This is a genomic window from Rhizobium sp. BR 250 (assembly GCF_047445855.1).
Classification (GTDB): Bacteria; Pseudomonadota; Alphaproteobacteria; order Rhizobiales; family Rhizobiaceae; genus Agrobacterium; species Agrobacterium tumefaciens_I.
Genome location: NZ_JARWKW010000001.1, coordinates 1 through 19,492 on the forward strand (window position 1 = coordinate 1; position 19,492 = coordinate 19,492).

Below are 19,492 nucleotides of genomic sequence, written 5' to 3' on the forward strand. Positions count from 1 at the left end.
CACATCATCCAGCCGGGCAAGCCGCAGCAGAATGCTTATGTCGAACGCTATAACCGGACCGTCCGACATGAATGGCTCGACCAGCACATCATCGAAAGCATTGAGGAGGCACAGGAATTTGCCACGCAGTGGCTATGGACCTACAACAACGAACGTCCCAATATGGGCATCGGCGGCATCACGCCCGCTCAGAAACTGAAAATGGCCGCGTGAATTCTACCGCGGAGCCCCGTTGAAAGCGGGGGGATTACCGGTCTTCCTTTGCCTACGGGCTTACGCCCTAGGGCCTGCCGCGCTGGCGCTTGGCCAGTGCCCGCTCTGTCTGGAATGAAGCAAGCCATGCTTCAAAGCCTTGCAAAACAGGTCCATGGCGCACTTTTCGTGCCGTGACGGACTCCAAAACGAAATTAAATTTCAAGAAATGCATGTGAAGCGTTGACAATAGGAGTTAAAGGAAGGTAAGGGAAAAGCAACGGAACGAAAAGGCCGCGAATTGGTGCGCCTCAGACGAGCCGTTTTGCTGGGCCTCCGGGCCAACTTTCATTACATTACTGCAACACGTCGCGGGCCTTGGCCTAGCAACGAATAGCCGTGACCAGAAACCAAAGGAACCGAATGGAACCATCGACAGAAAAGGAGACAGCACCGCATGGACGCAACCACTAACCAAACTCAAATGATCGTAGGCGCAAAGAACATTGCCGCCGAAACCGGCCTTTCCCCGCGCCGGATTTACGCCCTCGTAGATCAGGGCAAGATTCCAGTTTTAAAAATCGGCTCTAGCATTGCGATCCGCCGCGCCAGCCTCGCCGCATGGCTTGACGGCTTGGAACGCAGCACGGCGCACTAAGACGCCGCTTAGACGCACCACGACACCACGACAATTTGACGAATTGGCCCGCGCGAAAACAAGCGTCGGGAAGCGTCAGACCGCGACCAAAAAAAAGGAGGATCAAACATGAATTTCGAAAACGTTCTGGCCTATGTGCGGCCTGATTATCAGCCGGGCGGCGCGGTCTATACCCTGCTTTTCCCGGAGTGTGAAATCCAGATCACAAAGAGCGATGCCGAGCGGGGCACCGTAAACACCACGATCAAGGGCGCACGGGCCGGGGACACTATGACAAGCCGCATTTCGGTTTTCATTGACATGGCACGCCGCGAAAAGGCTTCCGTCATGATCGCGGCAGATGACGCCAGCCAGACAGGGACAATGCGCAAGGTCATGTTGCAGGCAATGCCGGAAATGATCGCAATCGACCCGGAAAAGCTTGTCACGGGCAATTTTGCCGGGGCAGGGGCGCACATCATCGAACGTATCCAAGAGGTCGCGGCATGAACCGGCAAGGCGAAGAAAACCGCAAAATCGTCTCCATGCTGGCGCGTCGCCCCGTGAAATGGACTCCGGGCAAGATTTGGTTTCCAGCGCCGCCGAAAGACGACAAGAGGGGCAAATGATGCAGGCACAAGAGAACGTTTCGCAAGTAACGCGCAAGAAAAATCCGAAAGAGGCTAATTGGGCAGTCTTTATCAATGCCCGCCGACCCCGGCTTTTCAAAGTAATGCAGTCCGTTAGGGGCAATATTATCGTTAAGGCAACCTTTGACGACGGCACGCCTGTTCATGGCGGATCGCAATACGAGCTTAAAAAATCAAGCATCAATAGCGATGAGTGGCAGCTATGCCACACATTTGAGGAAGCGGAAAGCGTCCTAGACGAACGTCTTTAACTAAACACAGGCCAGACCCGGAAGGGCACGGCAAACCAGAAAAGGAGATACGGGCAATGACGGAACAAATCGAAACCACGGCACCGGCAGAAACGCGGGAATGGTGGCAGGGAAAATTCATTCTCGCACTGCGCAAAAACGACGACCCATCGTCGGGCCTACGCTCGAAAATCGGCGCAATCTTTGAAGTTATCGGCGTCTATGGCGGTCGCCTCATCACTGAAATTCGCATGGCGGACGGCAATTCCACGAGCACGGCTTTTCCGGTCCAATTCTTCGAGATTGACAGCCTGATTTCGTCGGTAAACCCGGCAAGAGACGGAAGCCGCATGTTTGGCAGCTATGGCGACGCAATGGCCTTTGCCGTGGTTGCAAATGCCGACACCCCCATGGGCAATATGACAGTGGATCAGATCGAGTCCTACCGTTCGTCACTAGTCGGTGACAATGCCGCCACGAACGACGACCGGACACGCCGCAATGCATGACGCAACCCCGGAAATTAATGCGAAACCAGCCCCGGATTCTTGTGCAACTGCCGTTGTCCTGACGATGGAGGGCACGCGGCGAACCGCCTCTTTCTTTGCAGTCAAGGGCCTAGACCCGAAACGGCAGGAATGGATTGTTGTGCCCCTGAATAATCCAGATGCCGATCCGTCGCGCCTGCCTCTTGTCGCGGACATTGACGAGGAAACCGGGCTTGCCGCTCACATGATTTGCAAAACCCCGCAATTGGCGTGGGAGTACGCAAAGATGCACGGCCACAAGGTCAAGCCGTGCACCAATGAGGCCGCTTAGAGCGCCGCAGACCTAAACCAATGGCCCGGCATGGTGCAGGGCCTGCAAACAGCAAAGGAGACTTAATGACGTACCTAAACGGCTTCCATATTGTGGCCCGATCCAATGGCCGCGACCTGAATTCGGAAACCCGGATTTACAAGGTTGTAGAGCATCTTTCAGACAACCTTATCGCGCAACCCGTGGCAACCGGGGGCGAACCTATCCCGGACGAGGCTTGCCAGCTTTTCAGCGTCGGACGCTTGGCGGCTGCAAAGCTTTTCGCCAGTTACAACGCCGCTCTGAAATATGACGTAAAGACCCGAACCGGCACGCTTACGCCAGCGCCACGGGTCCGCATCCCTAGCTAATCCAGACGCCCGGATGGGCTAACCTTCCGGGCTTCCAATGACAAGAAAATGAGAGAAAAAGGAGTATCGCAATGAAAGGAATCGCAACACATACCACCAACGCACGGGCGCAAGCAACCACGGAAAGCGCACCGTACCGGGCCGCAACGGTCAAAATGAAACACCTGTTTTCAACTGGTCACTGCCTAGAGACATTCTTGCGCAACGATGGGCGGACGCAAGTAAGCTGGCGACCCGGAATCCCGCCCATGACAAGCTATCACAAGCGCGCCGCAGTCCTGCCGCACTATCGGGCAGCGCTCGACAACTGGCACGCCCACTTAGGCCGGGAAACGGACGTTGCAGGCGGCTTTCCAGACACAATGACGATTGAGCAGGGTTGACCGCAATGGAAGCTGAAAACACGAACGTTGCTATCCATGCCCGCGACATCGAAATTTCGGATATCATCCCCAGCCCGGCACCCACAACGGACGTTTACGGCGCGCGAGTCCTTTGCCGGTTTACGGCGCATATCAAGCCTCTCGACCTGACTATTTCAGGCCTTGTTCTGGCGCACCATGACGGAGGCGAATTCGTTGCGGGGCCGGGCAAAGGCGCAATCATTCCGGCATGGCTCAACATGACGCGGGGCACGCGGGCCGGGACAGCCATTGCCGCCGCTGCGTCTAAGGCTTGGAACGCCCTAAGCGCCGAGGATATCCGGGACTTGCGGCTGGCGAACCGCAAGGCGGCTTAACCGGGCAGGGGGGGTGGACACCTCCCAGCGAAGGCTCTTTGCCGTGTAACGGTAGTCAATATAGACGAGCAAACAGGGGTTCAGGGGCATAACCCTAGCCGAAAGACGAGAAACGCGCTGTGTTGCGAAATACAAAGCCAAAAAAAGCGCACAACAACGAAAGGAAACGACTTGAACGATAATCATCAGATTTTTACCGTAGAATTGACCGGCTCTTTCGCCGCGACGTGCATCAAGACAGGGATGAAAAACGACCAGAGCAACCGCTGCAAGGCTGGCACAACCCGAAGCCCTATTCCCGCTCTGGCCCGCAAGATGATCGCAGAAGGTTACAACCCGGCGGCAACAATGCACGTAGTTCGAAAGCGAGACGATGGAACATTCATGCCGATCTCCAAGGCTGACAGCACAATTGAGACGTGGGCGGAGCGGGATTGCGTCGAAAGCGAAAAGCGATCGGTTCGAATTGGCCGCTTCAATCCGCCACCGGCAGCGAGAGACGCGATTACGCTACCAAAGGCCGCTTAATCCTTGGTGTTTTGATCATACACGCGCGTTTCAGGCTTGGCGGGTGTGATTGCCTATCACCGCCACGAAACGCGCTGTGTTGCGAAACCCTAAACCTTTTCTGCCCCTTCCCCTCAAACTACCCTTTAGTAACTTTCGGAAGCCTTTTGTTTCAGGATCGCAAAACGGGAAACCGGGGCCTATTTCTGGCACGCAAGCCTTTCCACGGGCTGCGCCCATGGCTGCGCGGCCTAAGGCCTTGCTGCCGCCCGTCCTCTCTGCATCCACGGGCCTGAAACGGGGCAGGGCAGGCTGAACCATCCATGGCAGCGCGTGACGGCCATTGCCAATCCCAGCCCATGCCAGCCATGACAGCGATCCATGCCAAAGAGGGGCGGGCGGCGCACCGGCGTAAGCCGGGGCAAAAACATTCCCATGACGCCAATCGCAGCCATTGCGCACCAAAGCCCCGCCCATTGCATCACAGCCGTTTTTCTAATACGTGATTTTCTGTCAAGCGAAATGCATGAATATTTCGTCACTGTTACTTGACCTAATGATTTAATGGACCACGATAACCCAAGGTGACGATTTCCGAAAACCATCACTTCGCCATTGTGAGCATTTGCCCACGACGCGAACATTTGCCCCTAGGCTGGAATATGCAAGTGCACGTGTTAGTGGCCCCCACCGGTCCCACGTAGCAAGGTTTGCTCAGATTCCAAGCCCCCCCCCACATCTGTCCCTGCCGTCTATCGGGGGATCGCGCAGCCATGACTACCGCACAAATCGGCACTGGCAAGGGTAGGATGGGCGCGCATGGGCCGCGATAGGCAAGACCGCAGCGGCTACACCTAACGGCCTTCAGCGGGCTCCTACGGCGATTTGCTTTCGTCTGGCAATATTCGTACAGGCATCTGCATTCCACAATCGGCATAGTTCAGAGAGAGGCGGGCAGCAAAGCCAGCTTGCTGGCGTCCGAAGAGCGAAAGCTCTGAGCCTTGTCACCCTGTCACACAACAAACTCAAGTCAGCATGGCCCAACGGTGCAGCCTTTGCCGACAAACCAACGACGCACTCACCACAAAGGAAAATCATGAGCAAAGCAAACAAGACATATAGCCAGCACACGACGGGCAACAGAAATCGCTAGAGTTTCGGCAAAAACTGACGAGCCTCAAAACGGCCAGTCACGTTTCGGCTTTTCATCGAAACATTCAAAAATTTCCTCCCAGTCTGCCGGTTGATCACCGCTTATCAACGCGGGGGGATTCTGCCTCAAATAATAATTTCTCTGCTTTTTTAAGTCTTTAGTTAACAGTTGCGCATCGTATATTTCGCAGCCTGAAAAGTCGCAATCATTGAAAGCATATGCGAAATCCGCACCATGGTTCAATGTGAGCAATGAGTCGACAGACCTAATTCCGCAGTTCGTATATCGGCAACGATAAAATCGATGGTCTAGATGGACGTGACGCCAATTAGAAATCTCAACATTGCGAAACTCAACGCCATACAGGTCGTCTAGCTCGTAGTTGGGGTCGTAATCAAAAACACCACCATAGTAGGACACCAACTTAAAGCCCGGAATAAACGACCAATAAACTTCGTCATCATCCGGCGTTTGCTCATCGCTTTCATGACTGAACGAAATGTTTCTACCTGTATTTAAGCCATTTTCGTCGCCTTTCGTCATCACCGTAGATATTTGAGGCCTATGTCTATGGGAGTGACTAGAGCTCATGTGATCTTCTATATAGTCAGCAAGCAAATTCATTGCCTGAAAACCGTAATCTTTGTCGCCGCCGGATACTAGAACTCCAAGAGTAGCTATTCCTGCAGAGACATGGGCGGGTTTGCCCCCCTCAGCGAGAAATTTCGCCCCCTCCTGAAGTAGTTTCGCCCTTCCTTCACTCTCAGACTGATTTGCTTGCCTTGTATTTATCGATCCGCGCCAGCCAGCGGTGCAAAACGTAACTAATGCGAAGAGGGCGACTCCAAACGGTGCCAGCGCCTGCGCCATCTTGAGATCGTCGTCTCCATCAAATCCGTTCCCGAAGATAAAAAAGAAGGCCGTAAGTATGGCTAGCCCTGTGAGAATTGCGCTAGTTATGGCGAGCGCATACCAGTGATTTTCTGCCAAGGTTGGCCATTCCTGAACGCGGCTAGTATCGTTCTTCCGTTCATTCATTGGGCATCTACCTCGGTGTTTTGAGCATAGCTAGCGGGTGCAAGCCGTTTAAACACGCGCTCAAAGTCATTGAGGGCATCAAACAGCTTCGTAGTGTTGGCGTTAATGCGAAATATTTTTGAGAACGTTTCTTTCCCATAGAAGTCGGAGATGCGTTCGTCATCCGTCGCAAATGACCACCATTCCCACCTCGCCATTCGCTCGATTGGACGAGCTTCCTCAACAATCTGGTCGTATACCTCGCTGGAAATTTGGATGATTGCATCCAATAGGCGATTGAGTTCTTCATTTTCAAACTCGAAAGCAGGCCCTGACCATTCCTGTAAGACCTTAAGCGGCTCGACGGCTTCAAATTCGAAAGAATTGCTGAAGTCGAAATCACGGAGAAGTCCACGGAGCCGGGGTGTAAACAGCCTTCGTAGCTCGTTGGCTAGTTTGATATCGTGTGGATGAAGGAGCGTGCCAGCGTCGCCGTTCTGGTCAGCCTTGTATTCCGCAAAGGCCCAAGTGACAAACGATAAAAGAAATGCAGCTAGAATTTCAAACGGAAACTCCCCGCTTTTGTAGACGTAGACTGCCCCCGCACTCAACAGCATGCAGGCTATACCCGCTGCCATCCTTCCTACTCGCCACATAGACGCCCCCGCCCGAATCAACTCTCCGATCCTAACGCAAAAGGCAGTTCGGGCGTGTCTTTTCACTTAGTGCCCCGAAAACGCCAAATGCGTTTTCCGAGGCGCAGCCGCGCAGCCATGGCGAAGCTGTGGAAAGACATTACAGGCCACGGATCGTATTGACCGGCTACCGCCGTTCCTGCCGCGCTGGCGCTCGGCTTGTTCACCATTGACGGCAAGGTCACAAGCCCGGCCGCAGAACCGTGTTCGATCTGTCTTATTGGGCTATAACCCCGGACCGCATCGTTCGCATGTGTGTAATAGTTTCGTGACTGACATTCGTTCTGCTTGTGTTGCGTTGATGGATAGGAAAGGCCCGCCACCTTTTCACGGGCAACGGGCCTGATAATCATTGATGGGTTGTGCTTGGCTTAGGAGCCTTACGCCTTTACCGGGTAATAGGCTGGGGCGCTGCTGCACTGGTCGTTAATGCACCACGCTTCATAGTGCTGCCGTTCCTCTGCCGTGACAGCCATTGCCCGGCGCTCATTGATTGAGCCTCGCACCGGGTTGACTGCATCGTTTTGGCTTGCTTTCTTTTATTCATTTCAGGTTTCGCGACCCCTCCACGCAATCCCCCCGGAACTAGTTGGAACCGTGCAGCGGCGGGCCACCGCAACTAGTTATGGGGGTATAAGGGGGTGTGTGTGTGATTTTTCGCAAGTCTCGCAACTAGTCAACATGTTGTGGACTTGCGCAACCTGTTGACCTAAACCCTAGTCAACTTCTCCGTAACGCCTTGCGTCATCCTGCTTTCGGTCATCAAGCGCGATATAGCTCTTGTCCCGACCGTTCACGCGTACCGTTTCAATCTTCAGCTTGTCACCCATAAGACGGTCAAGGGCCATTTCGAAATCCCTTTGCGTGAAACTGGTGGCGTGCATCTTGTGCAAAACCTTCGGCGCGAATTGCGGAGAATTCTTGCTGCTGGAAAGCGTTCCATTGGTCGCCTTGCCGTCATACTCGACAAATCGACTCATGAATTCAAATTCCGCATCCCTACGTCGCTTTGTTTCCTCAGGCGTTGGCGGCGCATTCTCGTCATGCAAAACGAAAACACCCCTTTGCCATTTGACGACAAAGCCTTTCCCCTTCTTGCCGTAATTCGATTTGGTATTCCTGATACGGCGCAAGTTGCCGGACTCGTCCTTTTCTTCCGTCATGAAAACAGCCGAACGAACCGAGTTAAACCATGCAGTTGAACCTGATTTGCCCGTGCCCGACTCAATGCCGGATTGCGACGGATGATAAAGCAGCACAACGGTAACACGCTGCGCAATGGCTAGGGTGCGCAACATGGCCACGAATTGACGGACTTGAACGCGCTTGATTTCGTCACCGCCAAACAGGTCCGCCGCTGTATCGAGCCACAGGGCCACGGGGCGCACGCGCTTGACTGTCTCGACAAGCCTATGCCACGTCTCCGTTGGCTGCATCTGGCCTTTCTTGTCCGGCTCGCTCAACAGCGGGTCTTTGTCGGCCATGGGGATCAAATGAAGCCCGTTGATGTCACCGCGCGACACGCCCTCACTTCTTGCGATGTCATGAAACCGTCGCTTGAATTCGTTTTCATCATCTTCAGCGCCTAGGTAGATCACCGGGCCGCCCATGATTTCACGGCCTAGGAACGTCTTTCGCCTCAGGGCAGTGACAGCCGCTGCTTGCGATCCAAGCAAGGATTTGCCCGTGCCGCCCTCAGCCGATAGAATGCCGACCTGATATAGCGGAAACATACCATCCCAATACCATTCGCGCTTGGGAACGTCGTCATCATCCCAGTCTTTCATTTGGACGGACTCAAGCGGCTCGAAATCGCTCATTGGCCCATCAGAATCATATTCATCCGGGGCCGGTCTTTCGTCATTTTCCGGCACAAAATCATATCGGTCCGAGTCGTCATAAGGCTGACGATAATCGTCTTCCGTCGCCTCGTATCTTTCGCGATGGATTCCTTCTAATTCGAGTCTTTGCCTCTCAGGCGCGTAGGCCTCCCATGCTAGGCGTTCTTCCTCATTAATGGTGGAATTAGTCATGCGCTGCCGCTTCAAGGCCAGCAATCCACGACTCCAGCGTTGCGCGCCGGATCGTAATTGAGCCGCCAAGACGGAAAACGGGGATTTCTTTGCGTGACACCATGAACCGCACGCGCCGGGCCGTGACTCCAATTGCATCCGCAATAGCTTGCGTGCCGACGATTAGATCGATTCTTTGCATTCTTCCTCCTTTTCGAAATGATGCAGGAACGGAAAAAACGCGCCGATTGGATGCAGCATGATGCCGCGCCAATAGGGCGTTTCAAATTCCTAGCGATGTACTGATTGCGTGCGGATCGCACGGGCCAGACGTGGCGCGACTCCGATTCGCACCGGGCTTATAGGATTATTGCCGAGCGCGAGTCAATGACATTCTTTGACGTAACGCCTTATTGTAGCAACATACGGGACCCATTAAGACACAGTGACGCATTGCCAGTCACTACACCGTAAACACCATGCAAACCACGACACCCCGAAGCGACACTTCCCCATTTCGTCACTTTCGCCTCCTTATCCCTAGAGGGCGGGTAGCTGAGGGGGCGAACGCCCCGATAAAGGCCGATAGGCCGTAAATCCGAACCACAGCGGGGCAGGGGCTGGCCATACTGACACCGGCTTTGTGATACGCCACGAAAACCGGATTGCGCCTTACGGGGCAGCTATGTGGCGAAGTGGTCAAATTCACCTAGGTATTTTGCACCGTAGTGGATTGCGTCTCGTCACTGGTGCAACCCAGTAGGGGAGGCCAATCCCTGCGGCCTGCGGCCTAGGGCTAACGCGCTGCGCTTGTTTCTGCCCGCCCAGTTGAAAGCGCGCCTTGGAATCGAGGAGGGGCTGTAACTGGCCGGGGCGTAGCAATGCGGGAGAATCGCGGGGCGCGCACAAACGGTTGCAGTGTTAGCGAGGCAGGCAATCACCACCGGGCAATGCTCAATCGGCTTGTTTGTGCGCCCCTCTCATAAAAAGGAAACCCCGCGCGGCTAAGAGAACCGGGCGGGGCTGAATACGACGAAAAAAAAGGAGTGTGAATGCCGAGAGAAGCTATTCGTGAACCGCATGTGACGAAACGCGTATCGTGGCAAAGAATTTGTTTCATCGACTGTCCCAGCCATGACGGGGCGGGCAGCACGCACGCGGCAGCGGGCCAAATAAAGCCGATTCCCAGCCATAAACGGACCATGTTCCACCGTGTACCATGATCCAAGTGTGTTCCATGTAAGCGCCGGTAACAGGATGTAAAAGCCCAGAAAACAGGGGATTTCAGAGTAGCGGGCTTGGAGCATGAAAAGGCCTCACCGTTTTTGGTAAAGCCTTGATTTCTTTGGGGAATTGTGGTGAGAGCGCAGGGATTCGAACCCTGGACCTACTGATTAAAAGTCAGTTGCTCTACCGGCTGAGCTACGCTCTCCCGTGTCCGGGCTTGGCTGCCCTTCGGAAGTGCGCGGAACATAGGTAGAGCGATCCGTTCGGTCAACCCAAAAAAAGCGGTTTCGACACTCAATACGGTTTTTTTTGTCGCACCCCCGAAAAGGTGATTGGAGAGAGGGGGCGGCTGGGGATAAAACCGGCTTCAGGCGTGTCGGGCGGACGGGTGAAATCGTTTCGCGGCAATGACATGCGCGAAAATGAAGCGTGAAGTGGTGGCGAATCTCGAGAATCGCGGCGGCTTTGCGGGATGCGGAGTTCTTTCTTGTCGATTGCCGATATTTCCCTGTTCAGTGCGCTTCTGGCCGGCGCTCTTTCGTTTCTCTCGCCCTGCGTCCTGCCGCTGGTGCCGCCTTATCTCTGTTATATGGCGGGTGTTTCGGTCGAACAGTTCCGGACGGAAGAGACCGCGCCGCGGCCGGAGATTCGCCGGGCCGTGCTGTTTTCGGCCTTTTTCTTCACGCTTGGTTTTGCCACGGTGTTCGTGGCGCTCGGGGCTGGCGCCTCGACGATCGGTACGCTTCTGCGCCAGAATCTCGATATCCTCGCCAAGATCGGCGGTTTCATCATTATTCTCATGGGCCTGAATTTCCTCGGTGTTTTCCGCATCGGCCTGTTTTCGCGCGAGGCGCGGTTTCAGGGGGCGGGCAAGCCGGCCACGCTGTCGGGGGCCTATGTCATGGGTCTCGCCTTCGCCTTTGGCTGGACGCCCTGCATCGGCCCGGTTCTGGGGGCTATCCTCGGGGTTGCCGCCGCGCGTGATACGGTCGGCGATGGCGCGATGCTGCTTGCGGTCTATTCGCTTGGCCTTGCGGTGCCGTTCTGGATTGCGGCGGCGTTTTCCGGGTCGTTCATGCGTTTCCTCGTTCGCTTCCGCCGCCATCTCGGTCTGGTGGAAAAGCTGCTCGGCGTGCTGCTGGTGCTCACCGGTCTCGCTTTCATGTCCGGTTTCATCACCAATGTCGCGATCTGGTTCCAGGAGACCTTTCCGATCCTGATGAAAATCGGTTAAGCCTCCCGCGGACATTACAGGCGAGGGGAATGATCGTGGCCGATATCGTGGGATTGCTGTTGCCGTTTTTCGGCCTGATCTTCATCGGTTACGGTGCGGCGCGCATAACGAAACAGCCGGTCGAGGCGATGGGCTGGCTGAATACCTTCATCATCTATGCCGCGCTGCCGGCGCTGTTTTTCAAGCTTGTCTCCAAGACACCGGTGGAAGAGCTGGCGCGCGTGGATTTTGTCGCCGCCAGCCTTGCCTGCACCTATGGCATTTTCCTGCTGGTGTTCCTGATCGGCCGCTTCGTGCGGAAAAACAGCCTCGCCGAAACCACGATCCAGAGTTTCGCGGCCAGTTACGGCAATATCGGCTATATGGGGCCGGGCCTTGCGCTGCTGGCGCTTGGGGAGAAGGCGGCGGTGCCGGTAGCGCTGATCGTCTGCCTTGAAAACGCTGCCCATTTCATCGTCGCGCCAGCGATGATGGCGGTTGCCGGCGGGGACAAGCGCTCAGTCGGAAGGCTTGCGCTGGATGTGGCGCGCAAGGTCATCACCCATCCCTTTATCGTGTCTGTCATTGCCGGTTTCCTGGCCGCTTCGCTCTCCTGGCAGCCGCCGGAAGCGGTGCAGCGGCTGGTGGATTATCTGGCGCAGTCGGCGGCGCCCTGTGCTCTCTTCGCCATGGGCGTGACGCTGGCGCTTCGGCCGATGAAACGGGTGCCGGTGGAGATCAGCTATATCGTGCCGGCCAAGCTGATCTTGCATCCGCTTGCCGCTTATCTGCTTCTGTCATCGCTTGGGCGGTTCGAGCCGGTGTGGATTTATTCCGCCGTGCTTCTGGCGGCGTTGCCGACCGCGACGAATGTCTTCGTCATCGGCCAGCAATATCACGTCTGGCAGGAGCGGGCGTCAGCCACGATCCTGATCTCGACGGTGCTGTCGGTCTTTACGCTGACGGGCGTGGTATATTTCATCCAGCCTTTTTGAAGCTGCCGAACAGCAATGAGGGCAGGGCCTTCAGGCCGCGACCGGGCTCGATGCCTTCGCGCATGACCATGCTTCGCAGCGTGCCGATGCCGGAAAGCACATGCAGGCCGGCCGCGCGCGCCATCTGTACCGGCAGAAGGTCCGACAGCAGCGAGCGATTGAGAAGATCGACGCTCAGCGTGCGGCTATAGACATCCGCACGCCGCCTGCGGTCGAAGCTCGCGCCTGCATCGGCGGCGATCGGCCTGTCCGAGACGGCGCCGAGCAATTCCGTCAGGGCGATGATGTCGCGCAGGCTGAGGTTCAGCCCCTGCGCGCCAATGGGCGGAAAACCATGCGCAGCCTCGCCGATCAGGGCGACGCGGCCCTTGCCGAAACGATGCGCGGTCATGGAGGAAAGCGGCCATGCCTGCACGCTGTTTTCCACGGTCACGGCGCCGAGCATGGATTGCATGCGCTCCTCGACCTTCAGGCTCAGCGCCTCCAGCGGCAAGGCCGTCAGCTCCCTGGCCTGTTCCGGTGTGACGACCCAGACGAGGCTGGAGCGGTCACCCGGTAGGGGAACCTGCGTGAAAGGTCCGGTGGGGGTGTGGAATTCCGTCGAGACATTGCCGTGCGGGCGGCTGTGGCCGAAGTTCAAAACCACGGCAGTCTGCGGGTAGGACCAGGATTTGGCGCCGATGCCGGCGGCTTCCCGCACCATCGATTTCCTGCCGTCGGCGCCGATCAGGAAATCGGCGGACAGCACCTCGCCATCCGCGATCGTGACCGAAATCCGGTCATTGCCGATGTCGATCGTCTCGGCCGTTGTGTCGAGGCGGGTAATATTGTGTTCCTGCTCCACCACCTCGCTGAGAACGCCGAGCAGCGCCTCGTTGGGAATATTCCAGCCGAAGGCGTCAAGCCCGATTTCGGAGGAGCGGAACTGCACGGTCGGCGCGCGCAGCAGCCGGTCGGTGCCGTCGATGATCTGCATGGTGGACAGGCGTGCGGCCGAAGGCATGATGCGTGACCAGAGGCCAAGACGGTCCATGAAACGGATGGACTGGTCCATCAGCGCCGTGGTGCGCTGGTCCTTCCTTTCGCCCGAAGGCGCGATGAGCGCCACATGGCGGCCGGCCCGGGCGAGCGCGATGGCCGCGATCTGGCCTGCAAGGCCGGCACCGGTGATGGCGATATCGAAGTGTCTCATGGTCCTGATCCATTGTTATTTCCAAAACATCATAGAGGCTTTGGGCGGGTAAATCCACTTCGGCTCTTGAACATCCGGTTGTGAAGATTCGTTGGTTGCCCTCTTATATTAGTCTTAGGATAAGCGGGTTGAGCCGGTTGCAAAGCGTGGTGAATGGCCGCATACCGGAATGAACAGGGCGGATGAAAAAACGGGGCGCAGGCGCTGACCATGAAAATTTTCAACTACAAGCGTGTTCCCTATGCGGAAATCCGCGCCTTTTCCGTTCATATTTTAACGGCGTCCGGCTCTTTCCTGGCGTTTCTCGGTGTCGTGGCCGCTTCCGAACATCGCTTCGTCGATATGTTCTGGTGGCTGGGGCTTGCGCTTCTGGTGGATGGCATTGACGGTCCCATCGCCCGCAAGGTCAGGGTGAAGGACGTTCTGCCCAACTGGTCGGGCGATACGCTCGACAATATCATCGATTATGTCACCTATGTGCTTCTGCCCGCCTTTGCGCTCTACCAGAGCGGCATGATCGGTGAACCCTGGTCCTTTGTGGCGGCCGGCATGATCGTGGTTTCGAGCGCGATCTATTATGCCGATATGGGCATGAAGACGGATGAATATTTCTTCTCCGGTTTCCCTGTCGTGTGGAATATGGTGATCTTCACCCTGTTCGTAATGGATGCCAGCGCGACCACGGCCATGACGGTGGTGACGGTTTCGGTGTTCCTGACCTTCCTGCCGATCAATTTCCTGCATCCGGTGCGGGTGAAGCGGCTGCGGCCGCTCAATCTCTTTGTCGTGGCCATCTGGTGCGCGCTTGGCGGTTATGCGCTGCTGATGCATTTCCAGACGCCGACATGGGCGGTGATCGGCTTCGTGGTGAGCGGAATCTACCTTTATTGCATCGGGGGAATCCTGCAGTTTTTCCCGTCGCTCGGCGCGAAATGATGAAAAGATAAAGCTGTTTATTGCTTGTGCAAATTGCATTTAAGCAGTGTCTTTTTCAGTTGTGCGCAGCAGCAAAACAGTTATCAATATGTCTTGATTGGATGAAATTGCATACGCATTGGCGTCTGATTGGGAACAATGACCACGATCGTTGGAAACGCTTCGAAGAAGGCGCGGCGGTCGGTGAGAGAGGGAACTCGTGACTGGAACTTTGGCGCCGGAGGCCGTGCCTCTCCTGTCCGTCCGCAAGCTGACCAAGCTGTTCGGCAATTTTGCCGCCTGCAACGGCATCGATCTCGATATTGCGCCGGGCGAAATCCATGCGCTTCTGGGTGAAAACGGCGCCGGCAAGTCGACGCTGGTCAAGATGCTGTTCGGTGTACTTGCGCCGACCGAGGGTGACATCATCTGGCAGGGCCAGCCAGTGTCCGTGGGCTCGCCCAGCGAGGCCCGCAGGCTTGGCATCGGCATGGTGTTCCAGCATTTTTCCCTGTTCGAGGCGCTGACGGTCGCTGAGAACATCGCCCTGTCGCTCGATCCGAAAATTTCTCTGAAAGAAATCGCCAGGGAAGCGGAAACGCTGTCGCGCGCCTATGGCCTGCCGCTCGATCCCAATGCGCATGTGGCCGATCTTTCGGTCGGCGAGCGCCAGCGTATCGAGATCGTCCGCGCCCTGTTGCAGAACCCGCGCCTCATCATTCTCGATGAGCCGACCTCGGTTTTGACGCCGCAGGAAGCCGACAAGCTGTTCGAGACACTGGCAAAGCTGAAGGCCGAAGGCCGTTCGGTGCTTTATATCAGCCATCGCCTCGAAGAGGTGCAGCGTATCTGCGACCGCGCCACCGTCCTGCGTCATGGCAAGGTGACGGGCGCCTGCGATCCGCGCAAGGAAACACCGGCATCGCTGGCGCGCATGATGGTTGGCAGCGATGTCGCAAGCGTTTCTCGCGCGACGGGCGAGGCGCTCGGTGCGCCGCAGATCGAAGTCATGGGGCTTTCGGTTGCGCCGCGCACACCTTTCGCCGTGGCGCTGAAGTCCATTTCCATGCAGGTGCGTGCCGGTGAAGTGCTGGCGATTGCCGGTGTGGCTGGCAACGGGCAGGGCGAGCTGTTCGATGCGCTTTCGGGCGAATATCCCGTCTATAATAATGACGCGATCCATCTGCGCGGCAAGCCGGTCGGTCGTATCGGCATCAATGGCCGCCGGCTGATGGGCGCGGGTTTCGTGCCGGAGGAGCGCCACGGCCATGCCGCCGTTCCCGGCATGAGCCTTTCCGACAATCTGCTGCTGGCGCGGGCGCGCTCCGACCGCAAGGCGTTCCTGGCCGGCGGTTTCCTGCGCGTCATCCGCGGCTCGGTTATCAAGGCGGCAGCGCGGCGCATTTCGGAAACCATGGATGTGCGCAAGAGCGGGGCCGATCCTCTGGCGGGTTCACTTTCCGGCGGCAACCTGCAGAAATTCATCGTCGGGCGCGAGCTTGACCGTCAGCCTTCCGTGCTTGTCGTCAACCAGCCGACCTGGGGTGTGGATGCGGGTGCCGCAAGCCGCATCCGCCAGGCGCTGGTCGATCTCGCCAGGGCCGGCTCGGCCGTCATCGTCATCAGCCAGGATCTCGATGAAATCTTCGAGGTTGCCACCAATATCGCAGTCATTTCCGACGGCAAGCTGTCCGAAGTCCATCCGGTGGAGGAGATGACGCTTGAAAAGATCGGTCTGTTGATGGGCGGCATTCAGACGTCACATTCGGGAGCTGCCCAGCATGCGCATTGAGCTTGAAAAACGCGCAGGGGTCTCCCGGCTTTTCACCCTGCTTTCACCGCTGCTGGCGCTGGTTTTGACGCTGCTGGTCGGCGCCGTCATGTTCGCCATGCTCGGCAAAAATCCGGCCCATGCGCTTTATGCCTTTTTCGTCGAGCCGCTGCTGGAGGTCTGGTCGCTGCATGAACTGGCGATCAAGGCCGCACCGCTGATCCTGATCGGCGTGGGTCTCTCGATCTGTTATCGCTCCAATAACTGGAATATCGGCGCGGAGGGGCAATTCACCATCGGCGCGATTACCGGCTCCATCCTGCCGGTGCTTTATCCCGACTGGCATTCGCCGCTCATTCTGCCGCTGATGATGGTGATGGGTGCCATTGGTGGTGCGCTTTATGCGGGCATTCCGGCACTGTTGAAGACGAAGTTCAATACCAATGAAATCCTCGTCAGCCTGATGCTGGTTTATGTCGCGCAGCTTTTCCTCGACTGGCTGACGCGCGGCATCTGGCGCGATCCGGGCGGTTATAATTTCCCGCAGACCAAGCCCTTTAACGAGAGCGCCGTTCTGCCGGAAATGCTGGCCTCGGGCCGGGCGCACTGGGGTTTCGTGTTCGCCATCGTCGCTGCCATCGCGCTGTGGTTCATGATGCGCTACATGCTGAAGGGCTTTGAGGTGACCGTGCTCGGCCAGTCTGCAAGGGCAGGGCGTTTCGCCGGTTTCTCGTCGAGCCGCATGGTGTGGTTCTCACTGCTGCTCTCAGGTGCGCTCGCGGGGCTCGCCGGCATTTCGGAAGCCTCCGGTTCCATCGGACATCTCCAGCCCAGTATTTCGCCGGGTTATGGCTTTACCGCCATCATCGTCGCCTTTCTCGGCCGTCTCAATCCGCTCGGCATCATTCTCTCCGGGCTGGTGCTGGCCCTGACCTATCTCGGTGGCGAGGCGGCGCAGCTTTCGATCGGTGTTTCCGACAAGGTGACGAGGGTGTTCCAGGGGCTGATGCTGTTCTTCGTATTGTCCTGCGATACGCTGATCTTCTATCGCGTCCGGGTCGTCTTCACCGGCAAGGCACATCGCAAAGAAGGAGCGGCATGATGGATATGCTTCAGGCCATTCTTCTCACCGTCATCACCGCCGCGACACCGCTCGTCATCGCTGCCTCTGGAGAACTGGTGACCGAACGCGCAGGCGTGCTCAATCTCGGCGTCGAAGGTATGATGATCATGGGTGCGGTCTGCGCTTTCGCCACCGCGCATATGACGGGTTCACCCTATCTCGGCATTCTGGCCGGGATTGCTTCCGGTGCGGTTTTCTCGCTGCTGTTCGGTTTCCTGACGCTGACACTCGTCACCAATCAGGTGGCGACGGGCCTTGCGCTTACCATTCTGGGCCTTGGCGTTTCCGGCATGCTGGGGGAAAGCTTTGTCGGCCTGCCGGGCATCAAGCTGCAGCCGATCGTGTTTCCGGTTCTGTCGGAAATCCCCTTCATCGGGCCGTTGCTGTTCCGGCAGGACCTGATTTTCTACATGTCCATCGCGCTGGTTTTCGGTATCAGCTGGTTCCTGTTCAAAAGCCGCACGGGCCTGAAAATCCGCGCCATCGGTGACAATCACGCCTCGGCCCATGCGCTCGGCATCAATGTCATCCGCACGCGGTATCTGGCCGTCATGTTCGGCGGCGCCTGCGCCGGCCTTGCGGGCGCGCAGCTGTCGCTCGTTTATACGCCGCAATGGGTGGAAAACATGTCGGCCGGGCGCGGCTGGATTGCGCTCGCGCTTGTCGTCTTTGCTTCCTGGCGTCCGTGGCGCCTGCTGGCGGGCGGTTATCTGTTCGGCGCCGTCACCATCGGCCAATTGCACGCGCAGGCCTTCGGCATCGGCGTGCCGTCGCAATTGCTTTCGGCGCTACCTTACTTTGCAACTATTGTCGTGCTGGTCATCATCTCGCATAATCGCCGCACGACCTTGATCAATACACCGGCATCGCTGGGCAAATCCTTCGTGCCGGACAGGTGAAGCATTCTCACGTCTCCAAACCAACAGGGGTAAAAATGAAAAAACTGGTCATCGCACTTGCCGCTTCCATCGCGGCGCTTGGAGGCGTTGTTTCCTCCGCTGAAGCCGCCGACGCCAAGAAGGTCTGCTTCATCTATGTCGGCAGCCGCACCGATGGCGGCTGGACGCAGGCGCATGAAATCGGTCGCGAAGAGCTGCAGAAGCATTTCGGCGACAAGATCGAAACGCCGTTCCTCGAAAGCGTTCCGGAAGGCCCGGATGCTGAACGCGCCATTGAGCGCATGGCCCGTTCCGGCTGCGAACTGGTGTTCACCACCTCCTTCGGCTTCATGGATGCGACCGTGAAGGTTGCCCAGAAGTTTCCGAAGGTGAAGTTCGAGCACGCCACCGGCTTCAAGACGGCTGAAAACGTCGCGACCTACAATTCGCGTTTCTATGAAGGCCGTTACATTCAGGGCCAGATCGCCGCGAAAATGTCCAAGAAGGGCGTTGCCGGTTACATCGCCTCCTTCCCGATCCCGGAAGTGGTGATGGGTATCGACGCTTTCGTTCTCGGCGCGCAGTCCGTCAATCCGGACTTCAAGGTCAAGGTCGTCTGGGCCAATACCTGGTTCGACCCCGGCAAGGAAGCCGATGCGGCCAAGGCGCTGATCGACCAGGGCGTCGATATCCTGACGCAGCACACCGACACGACGGCACCGATGCAGGTTGCGGCCGAACGCGGCATCAAGGCTTTCGGCCAGGCTTCCGACATGATCGCCGCCGGCCCGCAGACGCAGCTGACCGCCATCAAGGACACCTGGGGCGCCTATTACATCAAGCGCACGCAGGCTCTTCTCGACGGCACCTGGAAGTCCGAATCCATCTGGGACGGCCTCAAGGACGGCATCCTGACCATGGCGCCCTACACCAACATGCCTGATGACGTGAAGAAGATGGCCGAGGAAACCGAAGCCAAGATCAAGTCGGGCGAACTGCACCCCTTCACCGGCCCGGTGAAGAAGCAGGACGGTTCGGAATGGCTGAAGGCGGGTGAAAAGGCAGAAGACAAGGTTCTGCTCGGCCTCAACTTCTACGTTGCCGGCGTGGACGACAAGCTGCCGCAATAATGCGGATTCTCTTCCATTACTGATGACAGGCCGCACATGAAATTCAT

At 57.2% G+C, this 19,492-nt stretch carries 22 protein-coding genes and 1 tRNA gene; 17 read left to right on the top strand and 6 right to left on the bottom strand.

Annotation, left to right across the window (positions count from 1 at the left end):
* The 10 genes from QD336_RS00005 to QD336_RS00050 all read left to right on the top strand — a co-directional run.
* Nucleotides 1-213, top strand: a 213-nt coding sequence (locus QD336_RS00005) for an integrase core domain-containing protein (protein WP_499168728.1), incomplete at its 5' end; no start/stop codon positions are given.
* A 436-nt stretch (nt 214-649) separates the two neighbouring features.
* Nucleotides 650-850, top strand: coding sequence for a helix-turn-helix domain-containing protein (locus QD336_RS00010; protein ID WP_499168729.1), 201 nt, complete (start codon nt 650-652; stop codon nt 848-850).
* 108 nt (nt 851-958) lie between these two features.
* Nucleotides 959-1,339 carry a hypothetical protein gene (locus tag QD336_RS00015; protein ID WP_499168730.1) on the top strand — a complete coding sequence of 127 codons (381 nt, stop codon included), beginning with the start codon at nt 959-961 and terminating at the stop codon, nt 1,337-1,339.
* Between the two features lie 115 nt (nt 1,340-1,454).
* Nucleotides 1,455-1,730 (top strand): hypothetical protein, encoded by a 276-nt coding sequence (locus tag QD336_RS00020; protein ID WP_499168732.1) that lies wholly within the window; start codon nt 1,455-1,457, stop codon nt 1,728-1,730.
* Between the two features lie 56 nt (nt 1,731-1,786).
* Nucleotides 1,787-2,218: a hypothetical protein gene (locus QD336_RS00025; RefSeq protein WP_499168734.1), complete on the top strand. Its 432-nt coding sequence runs from the start codon at nt 1,787-1,789 to the stop codon at nt 2,216-2,218.
* The gene (locus QD336_RS00030; protein ID WP_499168735.1) at nt 2,211-2,528 is read left to right on the top strand and encodes a hypothetical protein; all 318 of its coding nucleotides are present in this window, start codon (nt 2,211-2,213) and stop codon (nt 2,526-2,528) included. Before QD336_RS00025 ends, QD336_RS00030 begins: the two co-directional genes overlap by 8 nt.
* Nucleotides 2,529-2,593: 65 nt before the next feature.
* Nucleotides 2,594-2,878, top strand: a complete 285-nt coding sequence (locus tag QD336_RS00035) for a hypothetical protein (protein WP_499168736.1) — start codon at nt 2,594-2,596, stop codon at nt 2,876-2,878.
* 71 nt (nt 2,879-2,949) lie between these two features.
* The gene (locus QD336_RS00040; protein WP_499168737.1) at nt 2,950-3,261 is read left to right on the top strand and encodes a hypothetical protein; all 312 of its coding nucleotides are present in this window, start codon (nt 2,950-2,952) and stop codon (nt 3,259-3,261) included.
* A 5-nt stretch (nt 3,262-3,266) separates the two neighbouring features.
* A complete protein-coding gene (locus tag QD336_RS00045) occupies nt 3,267-3,617 on the top strand; it encodes a hypothetical protein (protein ID WP_499168739.1) in 351 nt (116 codons plus the stop codon).
* 171 nt (nt 3,618-3,788) lie between these two features.
* On the top strand, nt 3,789-4,145 hold the full coding sequence (locus QD336_RS00050) for a hypothetical protein (RefSeq protein ID WP_499168740.1): 357 nt from the start codon (nt 3,789-3,791) through the stop codon (nt 4,143-4,145).
* 1,156 nt (nt 4,146-5,301) lie between these two features.
* On the opposite strand, the gene QD336_RS00055 is transcribed toward QD336_RS00050, so the two are convergent.
* From QD336_RS00055 to QD336_RS00075, 5 genes are all read right to left on the bottom strand, one after another.
* Nucleotides 5,302-6,315, bottom strand: coding sequence for a hypothetical protein (locus tag QD336_RS00055; protein WP_499168741.1), 1,014 nt, complete (start codon nt 6,313-6,315; stop codon nt 5,302-5,304).
* Nucleotides 6,312-6,932, bottom strand: coding sequence for a hypothetical protein (locus QD336_RS00060; RefSeq protein WP_499168742.1), 621 nt, complete (start codon nt 6,930-6,932; stop codon nt 6,312-6,314). The genes QD336_RS00055 and QD336_RS00060 overlap by 4 nt, the downstream gene beginning before the upstream one ends.
* Before the next feature lie 773 nt (nt 6,933-7,705).
* Nucleotides 7,706-9,022, bottom strand: a complete 1,317-nt coding sequence (locus tag QD336_RS00065; protein ID WP_499168744.1) for an AAA family ATPase — start codon at nt 9,020-9,022, stop codon at nt 7,706-7,708.
* Nucleotides 9,015-9,203 (bottom strand): helix-turn-helix domain-containing protein, encoded by a 189-nt coding sequence (locus QD336_RS00070; RefSeq protein ID WP_499168746.1) that lies wholly within the window; start codon nt 9,201-9,203, stop codon nt 9,015-9,017. Before QD336_RS00070 ends, QD336_RS00065 begins: the two co-directional genes overlap by 8 nt.
* A gap of 1,154 nt (nt 9,204-10,357) precedes the next feature.
* Nucleotides 10,358-10,433, bottom strand: a tRNA-Lys gene (locus QD336_RS00075).
* A gap of 282 nt (nt 10,434-10,715) precedes the next feature.
* Here QD336_RS00075 and QD336_RS00080 point away from each other — a divergent pair.
* Nucleotides 10,716-11,462, top strand: coding sequence for a cytochrome c biogenesis CcdA family protein (locus QD336_RS00080; protein ID WP_269341042.1), 747 nt, complete (start codon nt 10,716-10,718; stop codon nt 11,460-11,462).
* Nucleotides 11,463-11,497: 35 nt separating this feature from the next.
* Nucleotides 11,498-12,436: an AEC family transporter gene (locus tag QD336_RS00085; RefSeq protein WP_499168747.1), complete on the top strand. Its 939-nt coding sequence runs from the start codon at nt 11,498-11,500 to the stop codon at nt 12,434-12,436.
* Here QD336_RS00085 and QD336_RS00090 read toward each other — a convergent pair.
* Nucleotides 12,420-13,628, bottom strand: coding sequence for a UbiH/UbiF family hydroxylase (locus tag QD336_RS00090; RefSeq protein ID WP_499168748.1), 1,209 nt, complete (start codon nt 13,626-13,628; stop codon nt 12,420-12,422). The genes QD336_RS00085 and QD336_RS00090 overlap by 17 nt on opposite strands.
* Nucleotides 13,629-13,838: 210 nt before the next feature.
* Between QD336_RS00090 and pcsA the strand changes: the two genes are divergently transcribed.
* The 5 genes from pcsA to QD336_RS00115 all read left to right on the top strand — a co-directional run bounded on the left by pcsA (nt 13,839) and on the right by QD336_RS00115 (nt 19,445).
* The gene (pcsA, locus tag QD336_RS00095) at nt 13,839-14,564 is read left to right on the top strand and encodes a phosphatidylcholine synthase (protein ID WP_499168750.1); all 726 of its coding nucleotides are present in this window, start codon (nt 13,839-13,841) and stop codon (nt 14,562-14,564) included.
* Between the two features lie 211 nt (nt 14,565-14,775).
* Nucleotides 14,776-16,335 (top strand): ABC transporter ATP-binding protein, encoded by a 1,560-nt coding sequence (locus tag QD336_RS00100; RefSeq protein ID WP_499169237.1) that lies wholly within the window; start codon nt 14,776-14,778, stop codon nt 16,333-16,335.
* A complete protein-coding gene (locus QD336_RS00105) occupies nt 16,325-17,416 on the top strand; it encodes an ABC transporter permease (RefSeq protein WP_269341046.1) in 1,092 nt (363 codons plus the stop codon). The genes QD336_RS00100 and QD336_RS00105 overlap by 11 nt, the downstream gene beginning before the upstream one ends.
* Complete coding sequence (locus QD336_RS00110) at nt 17,416-18,336, top strand: ABC transporter permease (RefSeq protein ID WP_499169239.1); 921 nt, start codon at nt 17,416-17,418, stop codon at nt 18,334-18,336. Before QD336_RS00105 ends, QD336_RS00110 begins: the two co-directional genes overlap by 1 nt.
* A gap of 35 nt (nt 18,337-18,371) precedes the next feature.
* Nucleotides 18,372-19,445, top strand: coding sequence for a BMP family ABC transporter substrate-binding protein (locus tag QD336_RS00115; RefSeq protein WP_269341048.1), 1,074 nt, complete (start codon nt 18,372-18,374; stop codon nt 19,443-19,445).
* Nucleotides 19,446-19,492: the final 47 nt, after the last annotated feature.